Source organism: Collimonas sp. GW821-FHT02H07, from assembly GCF_059421505.1.
The window spans coordinates 1-17,760 of sequence record NZ_JBWKVC010000024.1 but is presented as its reverse complement, the minus strand read 5'-3'; the positions used below and the strand labels follow the sequence as shown (position 1 = coordinate 17,760).

The window sequence follows — 17,760 nt, the reverse complement described above, 5'->3', positions numbered from 1 at the left end:
ACGGAATAACATGAAAATTACTATTATCGGTACCGGTTATGTCGGCTTGGTCACAGGCGCTTGCCTGGCCGAGCTGGGCAACGATGTTTTCTGCCTCGACCTCGATCAGGCCAAGATCGCCATGCTGAATGGCGGCGGCATTCCTATCCATGAGCCTGGCCTGGCTGAAATCGTCAGCCGCAACCGCGCCGCCGGCCGCCTGCATTTCTCCACCGACGTCGCCGCCAGCGTGGCGCATGGCCAGGTGCAGTTCATCGCCGTCGGCACGCCGCCGGATGAAGACGGTTCGGCCGACTTGCAATATGTGCTGGCTGCGGCCCGCAACATCGGCAAGCACATGACCGGATTCAAGGTGATCGTCGACAAATCGACCGTGCCGGTGGGTACTGCCGACCGCGTCAGCGCGGCGATCCAGGAAGAGCTGGACGCGCGCAAGCCGGCTGGCGATGGGATCCAGTTTTCAGTGGTCTCGAATCCGGAATTCCTGAAAGAAGGCGCCGCGGTGGAAGACTTCATGCGGCCTGACCGCATCGTCATCGGCTGCGACGAGAGCGCCGCCGGCCAGCAGGCGCAAGCGCTGATGAAGCAGCTGTACCTGCCGTTCAACCGCAACCACGAACGCACTTTCTGGATGGATGTGCGCTCCGCAGAATTCACCAAATACGCCGCCAACGCGATGCTGGCGACCCGCATCTCGTTCATGAACGAACTGGCCAACCTGGCCGACAAGGTGGGCGCCGATATCGAAGCGGTACGCCACGGCATCGGCTCCGACCCGCGCATCGGCTACAGCTTCCTGTACGCCGGCTGCGGCTACGGCGGCTCCTGCTTCCCCAAGGACGTGCAGGCGCTGGAGCGTACCGCCCGCACCTATGGCCAGGAGCTGCATATCCTGCGCGCGGTGGAGCAGGTCAACAACAACCAGAAGCACGTGCTCGGACAAAAGATCGGCGAACGCTTCGGCGCGGACCTGAGCGGCAAACATTTCGCGCTGTGGGGCCTGGCGTTCAAGCCGAATACCGACGACATGCGCGAAGCCTCGTCGCGCGTGCTGCTGAGCGAACTGATTGCGCGCGGCGCCACGGTAGCGGTGCACGATCCGGTGGCAATGACCGAGGCCAAGCGGGTATTGGCGCTGGATCTGGCGGCGACGCCGGGCGCTTTTGAGCGCATCCGTTTCTGCGACAACCAGACCGACGCCTTGCAGGACGCCGACGCGCTGGTCATCGTGACGGAGTGGAAGACTTTCCGCAGCCCGGACTTCGACCAGGTAAAAACGCTGCTGAAGACCCCGATCGTATTCGACGGCCGCAATTTGTACGAGCCTGAAGTGATGGGCGAGCAAGGTTTCGAATATTACGGCATCGGCCGTTCGGTATTGGCGCGCGGATAAGACCATGACTAAGCAAAGCTATAAGCTGCCGGCTTCGTTCGACCATGTGCAGATCCTGGTGGTCGGCGACGTCATGCTGGACCGTTACTGGTTCGGCGAGGTCAGCCGCATCTCGCCCGAGGCGCCGGTGCCTATCGTCCGGGTTGAAAAGCGCGAAGAGCGCCTGGGCGGCGCGGCCAACGTGGCGCGCAATATCGTCACGCTGGGCGGCAGCTCCGGCCTGCTGGGCGTGATAGGACAGGACGAAGCCGGCGACACCGTCGACAGCATGCTGCAGGAAATGGGCGTCGTCAGTTTCCTGACCCGCGATCCGACCATCTCCACCATCATCAAGCTGCGCGTGATCGGCCGCCAGCAGCAGCTGCTGCGCATCGATTTCGAAGAAGCCCCGACCGACGCCGTCTTGCGCGACAAGCTGACCCGCTTCAATACCTTGCTGCCGCAATATCCGGTGGTGGTGCTGTCCGACTACGCCAAAGGCAGCCTGGTCAACGTCGCCGAAATGATCGCCGCCGCCAGGCAGGCCGGCAAGTGCATCCTGGTCGATCCCAAGGGCGACGATTTTTCGCGCTATGCCGGCGCGACCGTGCTGACGCCGAACAAGTCGGAGATGAAGCACATCGTCGGCAACTGGAAGAACGAAGAAGAGTTGACCGTGAAGGCGCAAAACCTGCGCGAGTCGCTGCAGCTCGAAGCCTTGCTGCTGACCCGTTCGGAAGAAGGCATGAGTTTGTACACGGCCCAGGAAATCCGCCATTTCCCAGCCATGGCGCGCGAGGTGTACGACGTCTCCGGCGCCGGCGATACCGTGATCGCGACGCTGGCGCTGATGCTGGGGGCAGGACTGCCGATCGGCGACGCCGTGGCGCTGGCAAATCGCGCGGGCGGCATCGTGGTCGGCAAGCTTGGCACCGCCACGGTCAGCCGTGAAGAGCTGTTTGGTTAAGGCCCGTTAGGCAGTAAGCAATTCCTCGTTTGTGGTGTAAACGTCAATTTGTTGTTTGCGCGTGACTATAATTCATTGGACGTTTTCGCGTCTGCTTGATTTTCAGTCACCACCACAACTACGGGAGATAGACCAAATGCTGAAGAAATTATTGCTGATAGTTTGCATGCTGCTGACGGCGTCTGCCAGCTTTGCCCAGGTCGACGTCAATAAAGGCGACCTGGCCGCGCTGGACAGCATCAAAGGCATAGGCGCGAGCACCGCCAAACGCATTGTCGACGAGCGCGCCAAGGGCGGCAATTTCAAGAGCTGGAGCGACTTTGAAAGCCGGGTGCAGGGCATAGGCGAGAAGAAGGCCGTCAAGTTGTCGGAGGCCGGCTTGCAGGTGAACGGCAAGGCCAGGGGCGAGGCGGCGGCAGCGCCTCCGGCTAAAGCAGCTGCAAAGGCTACGGCCAAGCCCAAGTAGGCTGATTTGCCGAAAAAACAAAGGCCAGGTTTGGTTCGCCAGCCTGGCCTTTGTTTTTGCCTGGGCAGCATGCCGTTTCCGGCCGGCGCTTTATCAGGCTTTCATACGCGTAGCAAAGTCTCATATTAAAATGGGTTCTTTGCACACCACGCCTGATCGCACACTATGCCTTATCTGACTATCGAAGACACCATCGGCAACACCCCCTTGGTCCAACTCAAACGCATTCCCGGCAGCGATGCCGAGCAGCGCAACAATGTCATCCTGGGCAAGTTGGAGGGCAATAATCCCGCCGGTTCCGTGAAAGACCGGCCGGCATTGTCGATGATCAAACATGCCGAAGCGCGCGGCCAGATCAAGCCTGGCGACACCCTGATCGAAGCTACCAGCGGCAATACCGGCATCGCGCTGGCGATGGTGGCCGCCATGCGCGGCTACAAGATGGTATTGCTGATGCCGGAAAACCTGAGCGAAGAGCGGCGCCAAAGCATGGCGGCGTACGGCGCCAAGATCATCCTGACGCCTAAGACCGGCGGCATGGAATATGCGCGCGACCTGGCCGAAAAAATGCAGAAGGATGGCGAAGGACTGATCCTGGACCAGTTTGCCAATCCGGACAATCCGCTGGCGCATTACGAAACCACCGGTCCTGAAATCTGGCGCGACACCGAAGGACGGATCACCCATTTTGTCAGCGCGATGGGCACCACCGGCACCATCATGGGCGTCTCTACCTATTTGAAAGAACAGAATCCAGCTATCCGCATCATCGGTGCGCAACCGGAAGAAGGTTCGCAAATTCCCGGCATCAGAAAATGGCCGGAAGCTTATCTGCCGAAAATATTCGACCATTCCCGGGTCGACCAGACGGAGTCGGTCAGTCAGGCGGCATCCGAGCATATGGCGCGCAGGCTGGCGAGTGAAGAGGGGATTTTCTGCGGGATTTCGACAGGAGGGGCTTGCGAGGTGGCGTTACGGATTTCGCAGCAAGTAGAAAACGCGACGATTGTGTTCGTCGTCTGCGATCGCGGCGACCGCTATCTTTCCACAGGCGTTTTCCCCGCCTAAAGCTACTGCGATCAGCAGCCCGCTTTAGGCAGGGACGGAGCCGACATGCCGATTACTTCAGCTTTTCGGCTTCGATCTTGCTCTTTGGCTTGAACTGCTTGTCGCTGATACGGAATTTTTCACGGCGGTCACCCATCAAGGCGCGCAATTCACGGATCGTCAGGTCGCTGACTTCGTGCATGCGAATCAGCAGCGAAGCGCCAACCGGCAAGCGGCGATGGCGGATTTTGCTGATGACCGGTGGCGCTACTTCGAGTGAGCGCGAAAGAGCCGCATCGTTCTTCAAATGCAACTTGTCGATGAGCGAATCCAGCAAGTGATTTGGATCGTACGTCACTTGTTCATCAAGCTTGTTGCTGATTGGTGCGTCTGGGGTAGTGTTAATAGTCATAATCAATTGATTCCGTTATCCTAGTTGATATTTGGGAAGTGGTTGTGCAATAAGTACAAAACTATTACCAAGTGCACCTCCCAGTTTTATTGGCAAACTTATAAGCCGCCGTATTTTATACTGATTTTGAGCACATTTTTATCATAAAGAAACTCCCTATTTATTTCTTCATGGGACTACAGATACAGCTAAGTACATTGCACAGCATGTTGTACGTTCGGTTGGTGACAAACAAGGTACGTCTGTTTAGTGACCAAATATACAAATAAGTTGCACAAGCTCAATTTAAAATTTTCTTGTTACGATGTCTATTACTATTTGGTAACTTTCGGTAAAAAATCTTGAAAAATACCATTTATGCAACAATAGTCAGCCAACATGGCATCGATTCAGGCCCGTTTTTGTCCCTCCCCTAATATTTTCTGCCAGCCATCCAGCCCCAGTTGCTGCAGGGTTTGCATGTTCTTGTCGAATATTTCCGAAGCCTCCGGGAAGGCATCGACCGCGCGCTCCACGCTGATTTCACGTAATAGATGCAAAGTCGGGTAGGGCGAGCGATTGGTGTAGTTGCTGATGTCGTCGACGTCAGTGCCGGCAAACTGATATTCCGGATGAAAGCTGGCTACCTGGATTTCGCCGCTCAGGTCGAGCTCTTCGACCGCGGCATCGGCAACATCGAGAAAATCGTTATAGTCCAGGAAGTTGCGCAGTACGTCGGGGTGAATCAGCAACGTGGTGTCGATCTTTGCCGGATCGGCCTCTTGCAGGAATTCAAGCTCCCTGATCAGGTCGGCCACCAGTTCTTCCGGCGTTTGCGCGCTGCTGACCACATAGCGGATCTGATCCTTGATATGCACAGCCTTGGCAAACGGGCAGAGATTGAGCCCGATCACAGCGCGCTCCAGCCACGTCTTTGTGTGAGCGATTACTTCGCTGGTGAATGCCGTTGTTTCTGTAGGGGAAGCAGTTTTCATTAAAAATCTAATAACATTTAAAAACAATTTATACCATATAGGGATGGATGCCGCGGCATCAAGCCCCGCCACTGCCGCCGTGCCGGCGGTCATTTATATTTTCCGTGCCGCCAAATCGGGTTATTCTTCCGATCCCGTGAGTGCGACACGCCGGGTTTGATTCATCTTTATATAACAATAGGCGTTATGGCCCTTAAAGCAACTATTTTTAAAGCCGATCTGCAAATTGCCGATATGGATAGGCATTACTACCAGGAACACGCCCTGACCTTGGCCCGCCATCCGTCGGAAACCGACGAGCGCATGATGGTGCGTCTGCTGGCGTTCGCCCGCCATGCATCGTCTGCCCTGGTATTTGGTAAAGGGCTTTCAGATGCGGAAGAACCGGATTTATGGGCCAAGGATCTGACTGGCGCCATCGATCTCTGGATCGAAGTTGGACAGCCGGACGAAAAGCGCATCCTCAAGGCTTGCGGGCGTGCCGCGCAGGTGGTGGTGTACAGCTATAGCAGCACCAGCCATATCTGGTGGAACCAGATTGCCAGCAAGGTAGCGCGCGCGCGCAACCTGACCGTCATCAACATCGCCGCCGCCAGCAGCGAAGCCTTGACCGGTTTCGCCCAGCGCAACATGCAGCTGCAGTGCACCATCCAGGATGCGCAGATCTGGCTGAGCGCCAACGGCCAAACGGTTGAAGTCGAACTGACGGTCAGCAATCCCTGACGGCTTGCCGCCGCTTCTGCTATTGGGGAATGCGCGCCACCCTGACTGCGCGCCCCAGATCCACCACTGACATGGCGTAGAAGAAGCTGCGGTTGTACTGTGTAATGGCGTAGAAATTTTCGGTGCCGATCCAGTATTCGGCCGGATTCTGGCCATTCTGCAGGTCGATCAGGCCGAACCGCATGTCGCCTGGCAGCACCACGCCCGGCACCACGCCGGCTGCGGTCAGCTCATCCAGCGAATACTTGGCTTCCAGGCCTTGCCCGATAAATGCCTGCCAGCGGTTTTCAGCGCTGGTGTCGGTCGACAAGGTCACCGGGAAGACAATCGGCATGCCGCTTTTCCAGCCGTGCTCGGCCAGGTAATGGGCAACGCTGCCAATCGCATCGACCGGCGAATTGCGCAGGTCGATCTTGCCCTTGTCGTCAAAATCCACGCCGTACTGACGTATGCTGCTCGGCATGAATTGCGGCCAGCCGATGGCGCCGGCATACGAACCCAGCAAGGTGAACGGATCGATGCCTGATTCCCTGGCGTACAGCAGGGTGTTTTCCAACTCGTTGCGGAAGAAGCTCATGCGTGCTTCGCGGGTCGGCGTGTTGGGATAGTCGAACGCCAGCGTAGTGATGGCGTCCATTACCCGGAAGCTGCCGACATTGCGGCCGTATACAGTTTCAACGCCGATGATGCCGACGATGATTTCCGCCGGCACGCCGTATTGCGCCTCGGCCCGATTCAGGGCGTCGGCATAGGTATTCCAGAAATCGACGCCGGCCTGGATGCGCACCGGCTCGACAAAGCGTGCGCGATAGGCCGCCCAGTTTTTCGGCTTGCCGGCGGGCGCCGGCTTCATCAGCTGGATGGCGCTGTCGATGTAGCGCACCTTGTTGAACATGGTCACCAGCTCGGTGCGGTCGAAGCCGTGCTTCTCGACCATCTGGTCGATGAATGCGGAGACCTCTTTCCAGTCGGCGAAATTGGCGAACTCGCCGTCGTCGGCGTTATTCACGGTTTTGCGCACGCTGACTTTGGCTGCGCTGGCTTTGCCGCCGCTGCTTTGCTGCGCCAGCAGGTTCGGGCTGATGCTGATCGCCAGGGCGAGAGCGCACAGCTGGGCGATGGGATGGAGACGGACTGTTGATTTCATCGACATTGGGAGAGCAGTAGTTTGAGTTGTGCCATTAAGTGCGCCGGCGGTTTGTTGTGCGGTCCGCTGCCGGACTCGGCGCCATACTGCAGGGCTTCGTACAAAGCGATAAAGCGCTGTACCGCAATCTTGACCGGCGGCGCCAGTGGCGAATTGCTGGCGCACAGGCGCCGGCTGTACGTGCTCGGACCTTCATGCGCTTGCCGATCCAGACCGCGCCGCGCCATCTGCGCGCACAGCGAGGAGTATACCGCATCAAGCGGCTTCCTCCTGTTTCGGGCCAGCAGCAACGGCAGCGTGACGCTGGCGACCGCCACCGTGCCGATGGTCAGCATCAGGATGCTGAGGGTGCGCCAGTCCAGCTCATCGAAGCCGAGCCATTTCATGAGCCCCATCTGCCGGGCCGGCGTGTAATTCAGCACCCATTGATTCCAGCCGTTGCCGAGCGCTTCCCAATTGGCGCGCAGCAGCGCGACGCCGCTGTTCAGCGTCGACCACCAGTTTTCACGGCCGGGAGCGGCGCCCAGCAGATCGCCGAAGAACGAACGCGGCATCAGATTGCCGAGCTGGGTTTCGATCCGGCTTGGCGCCACCGCGGCGGTCGGGTCGACCCGGACCCAGCCGCGCGGCGGCAGCCAGGCTTCGGCCCAGGCATGGGCGTCGGACTGGCGCACCGTCATCATGCCGTCGACCGGATTGATTTCACCGCCCTGGTAGCCGGTCACCACGCGTGCCGGGATGCCGGCGGCGCGCATCAGCACCACAAAGGCGCTGGCATAGTGCTCGCAAAAGCCGGCGCGGCTGGAAAACAGGAAATCGTCGACGCTATCCTTGCCCAGCAGCGGCGGCTCCAGGGTATAGCTGAAATTCTCGCGGCGGAAGAAGGCGAGCACGGCATTCACCAGCGCCGTGTCGTCTGCCCATTGCTGGCGCAGGCTGGCTGCGAATTCCTGGGTGCGGGGATTGAAGCCGGGCGGCAGCATGCGCGCCTGCTGCAGGCTGCCGGCGGTGATCTGCTGCGCCGGAAGCGGCCTGAGGTTCGAGACTACGTCGTAGCGCACGCGCTCGCCGATCGCGCGTGCGGCGCGGAGCTGATGATCTGCCGTCAACCTGACCGACATGCCTTCCAGGGTTGGCGCCAGCTGCGGTGTTTCCAGTGCAAACAGCCAGCGCTGGCCGTTTGGCTCCATCGTGATTTGCTGATGGACCTCGGCGTCTGGATCGAGTGGCGCGGCCATGGCGACCTGCTGTAAATGCTCGGTCGTTTCGATGCTGGCTTGGCCGATCTGCCCCTGGGTCCAGGTGCGGCCATCGAAATCGGTCAATACGGCGCCGCGCCAGTAGCGTTTCGCCGGGGCGGGCGGAGCATCCGCGAATTTGACGCGGAAGGCGATGTCGTCGGACATGGCCAGCTGGGAGATGTTTCCCGGGGCCATGCTGTCGGACAAGCCTGTGCGGCCGCCATGGGCGTCGCCAGGCAAGCCCCACAACGGTCCCTGGATCCGCGGAAACAGCAGGAACAGGATCAGGGTCAGCGGCAGCGCCATGGCAAGTATCAGGCTGCCCAGGCGCAGCCTTTGCCTCAGCGGCGGCACGCTGCCGGTGTATTGGAACGATAGCTGGGCGGTCAGCAGCAGCGTCAGCGTGGCCATCATCCATAGCAGGGACAATATCGACTGCGAATAGAAAAAGTTAGTGAGCAATAAAAAGAAACTCAGCAGCAGCACCACGAACAAATCGCGCCGGGCGCGCATCTCCAGCAGCTTGAAGGTCAGCAGCAGCGTCAGCATGGCGACCCCGGCGTCGCGCCCGAACCAGGTGCGGTAATCGAGATAGACCGCGCCCATGGTCAGCGCCGCCAGCGGCATCAGCAGCCAGAGCGGCGGCAGCCGTTGGCCGCGCAAGGTGATCCAGGCTCGCCACAACATGAGGCCGCCGCAGATCAGCGAAGTCCACCAGGGCAGATGCAGGAAGTGCGGCAGCAGCACCATGGCGCAGGCCCCCAATAGCAACAGGGTGTCGCTCTTGTCGCGCGGCAGTGCCTTGACATAGGTGCTGGAAATGCGGAACAGCGGCTTGTTCTCAAGTTCGGTCCGGAGTTGCTGCAGCGTGGCGGTCTTGGGCGCGAAAGTCATACTTGCCCCTCATACAAGGCCAGCGCCCGCAGGCAGGCGCGCTGGTGCGCCGGACCCAGCGCGGCGGCGTAGACGCTGTCGCCGAGACGGAAAGCATAAGGCAGCTGGCGCGCTTCCGCTTCCAGTATCCAGCGCGTCATGCGCGAGAGCTTGGTTTCCACCGGCATGCCATAGGGCAGCGCTTCATAGTCGATTGACAGGTCGCTGACGGCGCCGCCCTCGAATTGCTTGGTGATGAGCTTGGCGTCGATGTCGGTATCCAGCCTGGCGATTTGGCGCCACGCCAGGTGTTTGGGCGAATCGCCGCTCTGGTAGCTGCGGATTCCCGCAAAATCCTGGTGGCCGGCGGCGCCGTTGCCGTCGCTTTTTTCGACAGGCGCAAGCGGCAGCGGCGGCGTAGAGATCGATTCTTCCGGCTGCGGGTAGACCAGCGCCTTGCTGTCCGGTTGCCAGTAGCTCCAGGCGCGCAGCAGGCCAAGCGGGAAGCGTGTTTGCAAACGTATCCTGGGCGCTGGTTGCCAGCCGCGCCGGCTGGTCGTCACAGCCAGCGTCAGATGGCTGGCGCCATGCGCCGGCACATCCGCGGCCCGTTCGATGGCCGGCAAGCCGCGGCCGATAAAGCCGAGCCAGATGGCGTAGCGCGCATGCTTGCGGCGATTGACCAAGTGCAGTTCAAACAGGGCATCTTCGCCGGCAAATACCGCGGCTGCCTTGCCCGCGTTCAGATGCAGGTAGGCCAGGTTGCGGAAGGTCAGGTGCATGTCGATGACCGCGCATGCGGCCAGCAGGAAGGTCAGGCCGAAGCCGAGGCTCAGGTTGTAATTGATAGAGCACAAAAACAGCAGCACCAGCATGAAGGCGAACGCCAGCCCGGGCCGGCTCGGGACGATGAACACGCGGCGCTGGGTGAGCAGCACTTCGCCCGGTTCGGCATCGCGCAGCTGGAATAGGGAGTGATCCAGCCAGTGGCGGATTTGCTTGCGCAGGGACGTCAGCATGGGAGAAGAGACGCCTAAACCGCGACCGACTTCATCAATTGCAACACCAGGTCGCGCGCGCCCAGCGCGCTGCCGGTGTGCGCTTTGAGCGGACGCAGGCGATGGGCGGCCACCGGCGCCAGGACCGCCTGCACGTCTTCCGGGATCACGTGGTTGCGGCCTTCAAGGGCGGCCCAGGCGCGTGCTGCCTGCAACAACGCGATGGCGGCGCGCGGACTCATGCCCTCGGCAAACAAGCCGTTCTGGCGCGAGGCGTGCGCCAGCGCCTGGACATAATCGATCAGCGCGCTGGAAGTATGGATCAGCTTCAACGCTTGCCGGGCTTCGATCAGTTCTGCCGCCTGCATCACCGGCGTCAGCGATTTGAGCAAGGTGCGGCGGTCTTCGCCCATCAGCAGCGCGCGTTCCGCGGTGGCGTCTGGGTAGCCCAGCGACAGGCACATCAGGAAGCGGTCCAGCTGGGATTCAGGCAGGGCGAAAGTGCCGACCTGGTGCGCCGGGTTCTGGGTGGCGATGACGAAGAACGGTTCAGGCAGGTCGCGCGTTACGCCTTCCGCGGTCACCTGGCGCTCTTCCATCGCCTCCAGCAGCGCCGATTGCGTCTTGGGCGTGGCGCGGTTGATCTCATCGGCCAGCAGCACCTGGGTGAACACCGGCCCGGGATGAAATACAAAGCCGCTTTTTTCACGGTCGAAAACGGAAATCCCGACCACGTCCGCCGGCAGCAGGTCGCTGGTGAACTGCAGGCGGTTGAAACGCAAGCCCAGCGAAATCGCCAGCGCATGCGCCAGGGTGGTCTTGCCGACGCCGGGCACATCCTCGATCAATAAATGGCCTCCTGCCAACAGGCATACCAAGGCCTGGCGGATCTGATGGTCCTTGCCGACCACTATCTGGCCGACTTGCTGTGCTACTGCGTGAATTTTTGCGAACATGGCATCGTATGTGAGGGCGGGATTAAGGCCCCATTAGGGAATAAGTTGGGCATTTGGGCGGCGCGTAGCTGGCGCGCTGCTGCGTTGCCCACCGCTTGCAGTGCTCGCACTCTCGTGCGCCTTGCTTCGCATCCAGCTACGCGCCGCCCAAATGCCCAACTTATCCCCTAACGGGACCTGGCGAGAGAATCATACAAACTTCCTCAGAGTTAACCTAGTTTCTTTGAGAAAATATCAGTCAGCTTAATCCGCTTGCGGCGCCGGGTACGGTGCAGTTTGTCCGAATCCGGGCGAGAATGGCGCCACGTGTACACTATCCGCATTTCCAGCAAGACTTTTGGCGAGCTCAATTGACTACTGCTTTTTATACTCATCCCGATTGCAAGCTGCACGACATGGGCGCCGGTCATCCGGAATCGCCGGCGAGATTGCAGGCGATCGAAGACCAGCTGATTGCCAGCCGTATCGACCAGTTGCTGGATTACCGCAGCGCGCCGCTGGCGCTGGAGAGCGACTTGGCGCGGGTGCACAGCGCCGCCATGATCACCTTGGTGCGCCAGCACAGCCTGGCTCTGGCCGGCACGGCCGGCACTTATCAGCTGGATCCCGACACGGCAGTCAATGCGCATAGCTGGCAAGCGGCATTGCGCGCGGCCGGCGCTGCGCTGGCGGCGACCGATGCCGTCATCGCCGGGGAGATCGACAACGCATTTTGCTCGGTGCGCCCGCCCGGCCATCACGCCACGTCCACTACATCCATGGGATTTTGCCTTTTCAATAACGTTGCGCTGGCCGCGCGTCACGCGCTGGAGGTGCACGGACTGGAACGGGTGGCGATCGTCGATTTCGACGTCCATCACGGCAATGGCACCGAAGAGATCTTTGCGCACGATCCGCGGGTGCTGATGGTGAGTTTCTTCCAGCATCCGTTCTATCCCTTCAGCGGCGCCGAGGCGAGCGGCGGCAAGGCAGTCAATATTCCGTTGCCGGCCTACAGCGACGGCAAAGCGGTGCGGCAGCTGGCGACCGAACAGTGGCTGCCGGCCTTGCAGGCGCACCGGCCGCAAATGATTTTTGTCTCCGCCGGCTTTGATGCGCACAGGGAAGACGACATGGCGCAGATGGGTTTGGTCGAGGCAGACTACACCTGGCTTACCCGGCAGATCATGCAAGTCGCGGCAGAACACGCGCAAGGCCGGATTGTCAGCTGCCTGGAAGGCGGCTACGACCTCTCGGCGCTGGGGCGCAGCGTGGTCGCGCATATGAAAGTGCTGGCCGAACTGGAATAATTTGCTTGTCTTGAGGCAATGAAATGGCGCGCCAGCCCTCCACAGAAGAGGATCTGGCGCGCTTCGCCATGCAGGGCTTGCGGCCGGGATTGCGGTAGATGAGGAATAAGTCCGTACAATAGCGGTTTATTTTAGTCAGACAAGACAACGCATGTCCATACAATGGTTCCCAGGTCATATGAACGCCGCCCGCAAGAAGGCGGCGGAAGCTATGGAGAAGGTCGATCTCGTGATCGAAGTGCTCGACGGCCGTTTGCCGCAAGCTAGCTGCAATCCCATGATTGAGCAGTTGCGCGTGCACCGCCAGCGTCCCTGCCTGAAAATCCTCAACAAGAGCGACCTGGCCGATCCGGCCGCCACTCAGGCATGGCTCAACTTTTACAACGCGCAAAAAAATGTGCATGCGGTGGCCCTGAGCTGCAAGAAACCGTCTGATGTCGCCAAGATCCCTGGCTTGTGCCTGACGCTGGCGCCGCATCGCGGCACGCCGCTGAAGCCTTTGCGCATGATGATCATGGGGATTCCCAACGTCGGCAAGTCGACCTTGATGAATGCCTTGCTCAAGCGCCGCGTGGCAGCCGTCGGCGACGAACCGGCAGTGACCAAGGTGCAGCAGCGCCTGTACCTGGGCAACAACATGGTGCTGATCGACACCCCCGGCATGCTGTGGCCGAAGATCGCCCATCCTAGCGATGGCCTGATGCTGGCCGCCAGCCACGCCATCGGCAGCAATGCGCTGATCGAAGAAGAGGTCGCCACCTTCCTGGCCGACGAACTGTTGCTGCGTTACGCACCGTTGCTGACGGCCCGCTACGGCATCAAGACCGATGGCATCGATGGCGTCAGCGTCATCGAAGGCGTGGCGCTGCGCCGCGGCTTCCGTCTCAAAGGCGGCGATCTTGACCTGGAGAAGGCGGCGCACACTCTGCTGCAGGACTACCGTACCGGCGCGCTTGGCCGGATCAGCCTGGAGACGCCGCAAACACGGGCAGTCCTGCTGGCTCTGCATGCGGAAGAAGTGGCAAGGCGCCAGGCCGAAGCGGACGCTGAAAAAGCTGAACAGGACGAGCAGGACAATAACAATAGCCGATAAAACTGCTTATCCCTGAGCCCGCAATGACGATGTGATTGCGGGCTTTTTGTTGCCCGGACCGGCTGCTGCTTTAGGCTATCGCCGGATTGGCGGTCAATTTTACATTTCCACCTGCGTGCCCGCGCCTTGCCTGCACCTGCCCAAGATTTTTTTTCAAGCACGTATCCCATTGTGCGGACATGCAGATCCGTACGCTTATTCACATCCAGGTCTTTGCTGGCGGAGGGCTGGCCGCGCCTGCTTCTGCATTTTTTCACTGTGAGTTGCTATTGGTGCTAGACAGAATGGCATTTTTCCACGGTGAATTTCCTAACCCGTACCTTGCAGATGACGTCCGCATATGGACATTTCATTTCATATTAAATAGTCAATATTGAAAAACACATTTATCATTTCCATCGAGAAATAAATTGCCTGAATTGTTTCCTTTTGGAATTTTTATATGCGAAAGCATCTGACTATTTTTCCCTAAATTTGTTGTTTATGGGTAACTGTAAAATTTAGATATTTAAAATTCGTATATCTTGAAAAGATCAATGTTTATAAGTACTTGTGAACGAATTTCGCAGTTTTTTTCTCGAAAATAGGAAGGAGATGACAGTTTCTGAAATTATTTTCAAGCGTCATATATGAATAAATTCGTTGTTTATTGGCGACTTTTGGGAACTTATTTAGATGACATAAATAATAATTGAAATTAACATTTGGCACTCTGTGTCATTGGTGATTGTGGACATTTATTGATGTTTGAAATGCAATGATAAATATTCCGCAATGCATTGCCGTGGAAGTTGGTGTTGATCAAAGTGCAATATGTTGATTTTGTGCGCAATGCTTAGCTGGATTTAATGAGATGTTGCGCCGAGTTTAGCGGCAACTGTGCAATTGATTGGCCGAGAAGAAGAATTAAAAATGTCAATAAACGTTGCCTAAAATTTAATATTGTTAATTGTGAATTGAGGACGGGAGCGGCAACAAATTTCCTTGTCTCTTAGGTTGATTGAACTCCTAATTTTTCAGTCGGGATCTGAGGAAAGTGGCCACGTCACTTGAACTCTTAGCCTTGATGCGACGAAGCTGAGTTCTTTTGAGTGATAGAAACGCCGAATTTCCAAGGTGAAAAGATGAAGACGTCGCATCAAATGCTCTCATTCATGGCGCTCATCGACAGCGCTGCATTCCCTTTTGGCGAGTTCGGCAGGCTTTTCAAATTTTCCAAATTAACTACGTTCCTTATCGCGGGCATGCAGTTCTCGGCCAGCGCGGAGGCGCAGCACACATCTGCTGATGTTGTCATGAGCATGGCGTAGCTGCCCATAGTTAGCCCCCCATTTTTGCGTGATCTCGCTTGAGCGATCAGTCCGATCTCATGCCGCAAGTCTCACTATATTTTGATTAGAGCAATTCATGAATAAAATTTATCGCACCGTATATAGTGAAGTACTTGGCGCCTGGGTCGCTGTCTCCGAAAATACGGCGGCTCGAGGGAAGCGTAGCAGCTCAAAAGTAGCCGCCGCAATAGCAACTGCCGGGGCCATTGCGCCGCTGCTCTTGTTTGCGCCGAATAATGTGTTTGCACAAACGTTGCCAGAGGCGGCGTGTACTTCAGGCAATGGCGGCACCATGTACACTGCTGATCCAACTTGCGTCAACTACGTTAACAACACCAGGATTTACCTTAACAGTTTGTCGACCTCCACTTCGACTGGTATCAGCACGTCGCGCGTGGCGGAATCCTCTTTGTCCACCGGGCTGAGCACGACTAACAGCAATGTGGCATCGTTATCAACATCGACTTCGACCGGAATCAGCACGTCGCGAGTGGCGGAAGCCTCTTTGTCCACTGGTCTGAGCACAGCTAACAGCAATGTGACGTCGCTGTCCGCATCGACCTCGACTAGTTTGAGCACGACCAATAGCAATGTGTCGTCGCTGTCGACCTCGGCTTCGACTGGCATCACATCGCTGTCAACGTCGGCCTCGACAGGCTTGAGCAGCGCCAACAGCAACGTCACTTCGCTCTCCAGCGGTCTCAGCACGACCAATAGCAATGTGTCGTCGCTGTCAACCTCGACTTCGACCGGTTTGAGTACAGTCACCAGCAGCGTCACGTCGCTGTCCAGCGGCCTCAGCAGCACCAACAGCAGTGTGTCGTCGCTATCGACTTCAGCATCGACTGGCCTGAGCACGACTAGTAGCAGCGTTTCGTCATTGTCGACTTCGACTTCGACCGGTTTGTCCAGCCACACCAGCAGTATCAATTCTTTATCGACCGGTTTGAGCGCGGTCACCAGCAACGTCACATCGCTGTCCAGCGGTCTCAGTACCACCAACAGCAACGTGTCTTCGTTGTCGACTTCCGCATCGACTGGACTGAGCACGACTAACAGCAGTGTTTCGTCGCTGTCGACCTCGACGTCGACTGGCATCACATCGCTGTCGACATCGACCTCGACCGGCTTGAGCACGGTCACTAGCAACGTCACGTCGCTGTCCAGCGGCCTCAGTACGACCAACAGCAGCGTATCGTCGCTGTCGACCTCGGCCTCGACTGGCCTGAGTTCGACGAGCAGCAACGTCGCCTCGCTGTCTAGTGGCCTGAGCACGACTAACAGCAGCGTGTCTTCGTTATCGACTTCCGCGTCGACAGGCTTGAGCACCACCAACAGCAGCGTATCGTCGCTGTCGACCTCGGCCTCGACTGGTCTGAGTACGGCGAGCAGCAACGTCGCCTCGCTATCCAGTGGCCTGAGCACGACTAACAGCAGCGTTTCATCGTTGTCAACGTCGACATCGACTGGCTTGTCCAGTCACACTAGCAGCATTAATTCTCTGTCGACCGGTTTGAGTACGACCAACAGCGGTGTGTCCTCACTGTCGACTTCTACATCGACGGGTCTAAGTTCGACAAGCAGCAACGTCACTTCGTTGTCCAGTGGACTGAGCAGCACGAATAGCAACGTCACTGCGCTGTCCAGCGGTCTCAGCACCACCAACAGTAATGTATCGTCCTTGTCGACCTCTACTTCGACCGGCATCACATCACTGTCGACGTCTGCCTCGACCGGTTTGAGTACGACCACCAGCAACGTCACGTCACTGTCCAGCGGACTGAGCACCGCCAACAGCAGTGTTTCGTCGCTGTCGACATCGACATCGACCGGCTTGAGCAGCGCCAACAGCAACGTCACATCGCTGTCCAGTGGCCTCAGCACGACAAACAGCAACGTGTCGTCATTGTCGACCTCGACTTCGACTGGCCTGAGTTCGACGAACAGCAACGTCACTTCGTTGTCCAGCGGTCTGAGCACCACCAACAGCAGCGTATCGTCATTGTCGACGTCTGCCTCGACTGGCTTGAGTACAGTCACCAGTAACGTTACTTCGCTGTCCAGCGGTCTCAGCACCACCAACAGCAATGTGTCGTCACTATCGACTTCGACGTCGACGGGCTTGAGCAGCACGAACAGTAACGTCACTTCGTTATCCAGTGGCCTCAGCACTACCAACAGCAGCGTGTCGTCGCTGTCGACCTCGACATCGACAGGTTTGAGCAGCACGAACAGCAACGTCACTTCGCTGTCCAGTGGACTGAGCACGACAAACAGCAACGTATCGTCGCTGTCGACATCGACGTCGACCGGTCTAAGTTCGACAAATAGCAACGTCACTTCGCTGTCCAGCAGCCTCAGCACTACCAACAGCAGCGTGTCATCGCTGTCGACCTCGGCGTCGACAGGCTTGAGCAGCACGAACAGCAATATCACTTCACTGTCCAGTGGCCTCAGCACCACCAACAGCAGCGTATCGTCGCTGTCGACCTCGGCCTCGACTGGTCTGAGTACGGCGAGCAGCAACGTCGCCTCGCTGTCCAGTGGCCTGAGCACGACTAACAGCAGCGTGTCGTCACTGTCGACATCGACTTCGACCGGTTTGAGCAGCACGAATAGCAACGTCACTTCGTTGTCCAGTGGCCTCAGTACCATCAACAGCAGCGTATCGTCGCTGTCGACCTCGACTTCGACTGGCCTGAGCAGCACGAATAGTAATGTCACATCACTGTCCAGTGGCCTCAGCACCACCAACAGCAGTGTTTCGTCGCTGTCGACGTCTGCGTCGACAGGCCTGAGCACTACCAACAGCAGCGTATCGTCGTTGTCAACATCGACCTCGACCGGTCTGAGTACGACGAGCAGCAACGT

At 58.2% G+C, this 17,760-nt stretch carries 15 protein-coding genes; 9 read left to right on the top strand and 6 right to left on the bottom strand.

The features are described 5' to 3' along the window. Nucleotides 1-10: 10 nt before the first annotated feature. From AC07V8_RS24245 to cysM, 4 genes are all read left to right on the top strand, one after another. Nucleotides 11-1,393, top strand: a complete 1,383-nt coding sequence (locus AC07V8_RS24245) for a UDP-glucose dehydrogenase family protein (protein WP_494680810.1) — start codon at nt 11-13, stop codon at nt 1,391-1,393. Between the two features lie 4 nt (nt 1,394-1,397). Next, on the top strand, nt 1,398-2,339 hold the full coding sequence (rfaE1, locus tag AC07V8_RS24240) for a D-glycero-beta-D-manno-heptose-7-phosphate kinase (RefSeq protein WP_494680811.1): 942 nt from the start codon (nt 1,398-1,400) through the stop codon (nt 2,337-2,339). Between the two features lie 136 nt (nt 2,340-2,475). Continuing rightward, nucleotides 2,476-2,805 carry a ComEA family DNA-binding protein gene (locus AC07V8_RS24235; protein ID WP_494680812.1) on the top strand — a complete coding sequence of 110 codons (330 nt, stop codon included), beginning with the start codon at nt 2,476-2,478 and terminating at the stop codon, nt 2,803-2,805. Between the two features lie 165 nt (nt 2,806-2,970). Further along, nucleotides 2,971-3,873, top strand: a complete 903-nt coding sequence (gene cysM, locus AC07V8_RS24230; protein ID WP_211474855.1) for a cysteine synthase CysM — start codon at nt 2,971-2,973, stop codon at nt 3,871-3,873. Between the two features lie 52 nt (nt 3,874-3,925). Here the strand turns inward: cysM and AC07V8_RS24225 are convergent, their stop codons facing one another. After that, nucleotides 3,926-4,264 carry a hypothetical protein gene (locus AC07V8_RS24225; RefSeq protein ID WP_061943759.1) on the bottom strand — a complete coding sequence of 113 codons (339 nt, stop codon included), beginning with the start codon at nt 4,262-4,264 and terminating at the stop codon, nt 3,926-3,928. A 389-nt stretch (nt 4,265-4,653) separates the two neighbouring features. Continuing rightward, entirely contained in the window at nt 4,654-5,238 is a 585-nt protein-coding gene (locus AC07V8_RS24220) for a DUF1415 domain-containing protein (RefSeq protein WP_494680813.1), read from the bottom strand. 186 nt (nt 5,239-5,424) lie between these two features. On the opposite strand from AC07V8_RS24220, the gene AC07V8_RS24215 reads away from it, so the two are divergent. Continuing rightward, nucleotides 5,425-5,961, top strand: coding sequence for a YaeQ family protein (locus AC07V8_RS24215; protein ID WP_494680814.1), 537 nt, complete (start codon nt 5,425-5,427; stop codon nt 5,959-5,961). A 19-nt stretch (nt 5,962-5,980) separates the two neighbouring features. Here AC07V8_RS24215 and mltB read toward each other — a convergent pair whose 3' ends face one another. The 4 genes from mltB to AC07V8_RS24195 are packed head-to-tail and all read right to left on the bottom strand — an operon-like array spanning nt 5,981 to nt 11,176. Next, nucleotides 5,981-7,114 carry a lytic murein transglycosylase B gene (gene mltB / locus AC07V8_RS24210; RefSeq protein WP_494680815.1) on the bottom strand — a complete coding sequence of 378 codons (1,134 nt, stop codon included), beginning with the start codon at nt 7,112-7,114 and terminating at the stop codon, nt 5,981-5,983. Beyond that, nucleotides 7,105-9,243 (bottom strand): transglutaminase TgpA family protein, encoded by a 2,139-nt coding sequence (locus AC07V8_RS24205; protein ID WP_494680816.1) that lies wholly within the window; start codon nt 9,241-9,243, stop codon nt 7,105-7,107. Before AC07V8_RS24205 ends, mltB begins: the two co-directional genes overlap by 10 nt. Beyond that, nucleotides 9,240-10,241 carry a DUF58 domain-containing protein gene (locus AC07V8_RS24200; RefSeq protein ID WP_494680817.1) on the bottom strand — a complete coding sequence of 334 codons (1,002 nt, stop codon included), beginning with the start codon at nt 10,239-10,241 and terminating at the stop codon, nt 9,240-9,242. Before AC07V8_RS24200 ends, AC07V8_RS24205 begins: the two co-directional genes overlap by 4 nt. A 14-nt stretch (nt 10,242-10,255) precedes the next feature. Then, the gene (locus AC07V8_RS24195) at nt 10,256-11,176 is read right to left on the bottom strand and encodes an AAA family ATPase (RefSeq protein WP_494680818.1); all 921 of its coding nucleotides are present in this window, start codon (nt 11,174-11,176) and stop codon (nt 10,256-10,258) included. Nucleotides 11,177-11,526: 350 nt separating this feature from the next. On the opposite strand from AC07V8_RS24195, the gene AC07V8_RS24190 reads away from it, so the two are divergent. The 4 genes from AC07V8_RS24190 to AC07V8_RS24175 all read left to right on the top strand — a co-directional run. Continuing rightward, nucleotides 11,527-12,465 (top strand): histone deacetylase family protein, encoded by a 939-nt coding sequence (locus AC07V8_RS24190; RefSeq protein WP_494680819.1) that lies wholly within the window; start codon nt 11,527-11,529, stop codon nt 12,463-12,465. Nucleotides 12,466-12,616: 151 nt separating this feature from the next. After that, the gene (gene ylqF, locus AC07V8_RS24185) at nt 12,617-13,558 is read left to right on the top strand and encodes a ribosome biogenesis GTPase YlqF (RefSeq protein ID WP_494680820.1); all 942 of its coding nucleotides are present in this window, start codon (nt 12,617-12,619) and stop codon (nt 13,556-13,558) included. A gap of 1,124 nt (nt 13,559-14,682) precedes the next feature. Further along, nucleotides 14,683-14,868 (top strand): hypothetical protein, encoded by a 186-nt coding sequence (locus tag AC07V8_RS24180; RefSeq protein ID WP_494680821.1) that lies wholly within the window; start codon nt 14,683-14,685, stop codon nt 14,866-14,868. A 97-nt stretch (nt 14,869-14,965) separates the two neighbouring features. Continuing rightward, nucleotides 14,966-17,760 (top strand): ESPR-type extended signal peptide-containing protein (locus AC07V8_RS24175; RefSeq protein ID WP_494721504.1); only part of this gene is annotated, 2,795 nt, incomplete at its 3' end.

Excerpts from the sequence above, each read along its gene's own strand:
- AC07V8_RS24245 (WP_494680810.1), top strand. The coding sequence starts at position 11 with ATGAAAATTACTATTATCGGTACCGGTTATGTCGGCTTGGTCACAGGC.
- rfaE1 (WP_494680811.1), top strand. The coding sequence starts at position 1,398 with ATGACTAAGCAAAGCTATAAGCTGCCGGCTTCGTTCGACCATGTGCAG.
- AC07V8_RS24235 (WP_494680812.1), top strand. The coding sequence starts at position 2,476 with ATGCTGAAGAAATTATTGCTGATAGTTTGCATGCTGCTGACGGCGTCT.
- cysM (WP_211474855.1), top strand. The coding sequence starts at position 2,971 with ATGCCTTATCTGACTATCGAAGACACCATCGGCAACACCCCCTTGGTC.
- AC07V8_RS24225 (WP_061943759.1), bottom strand. The coding sequence starts at position 4,264 with ATGACTATTAACACTACCCCAGACGCACCAATCAGCAACAAGCTTGAT.
- AC07V8_RS24220 (WP_494680813.1), bottom strand. The coding sequence starts at position 5,238 with ATGAAAACTGCTTCCCCTACAGAAACAACGGCATTCACCAGCGAAGTA.
- AC07V8_RS24215 (WP_494680814.1), top strand. The coding sequence starts at position 5,425 with ATGGCCCTTAAAGCAACTATTTTTAAAGCCGATCTGCAAATTGCCGAT.
- mltB (WP_494680815.1), bottom strand. The coding sequence starts at position 7,114 with ATGTCGATGAAATCAACAGTCCGTCTCCATCCCATCGCCCAGCTGTGC.
- AC07V8_RS24205 (WP_494680816.1), bottom strand. The coding sequence starts at position 9,243 with ATGACTTTCGCGCCCAAGACCGCCACGCTGCAGCAACTCCGGACCGAA.
- AC07V8_RS24200 (WP_494680817.1), bottom strand. The coding sequence starts at position 10,241 with ATGCTGACGTCCCTGCGCAAGCAAATCCGCCACTGGCTGGATCACTCC.
- AC07V8_RS24195 (WP_494680818.1), bottom strand. The coding sequence starts at position 11,176 with ATGTTCGCAAAAATTCACGCAGTAGCACAGCAAGTCGGCCAGATAGTG.
- ylqF (WP_494680820.1), top strand. The coding sequence starts at position 12,617 with ATGTCCATACAATGGTTCCCAGGTCATATGAACGCCGCCCGCAAGAAG.
- AC07V8_RS24180 (WP_494680821.1), top strand. The coding sequence starts at position 14,683 with ATGAAGACGTCGCATCAAATGCTCTCATTCATGGCGCTCATCGACAGC.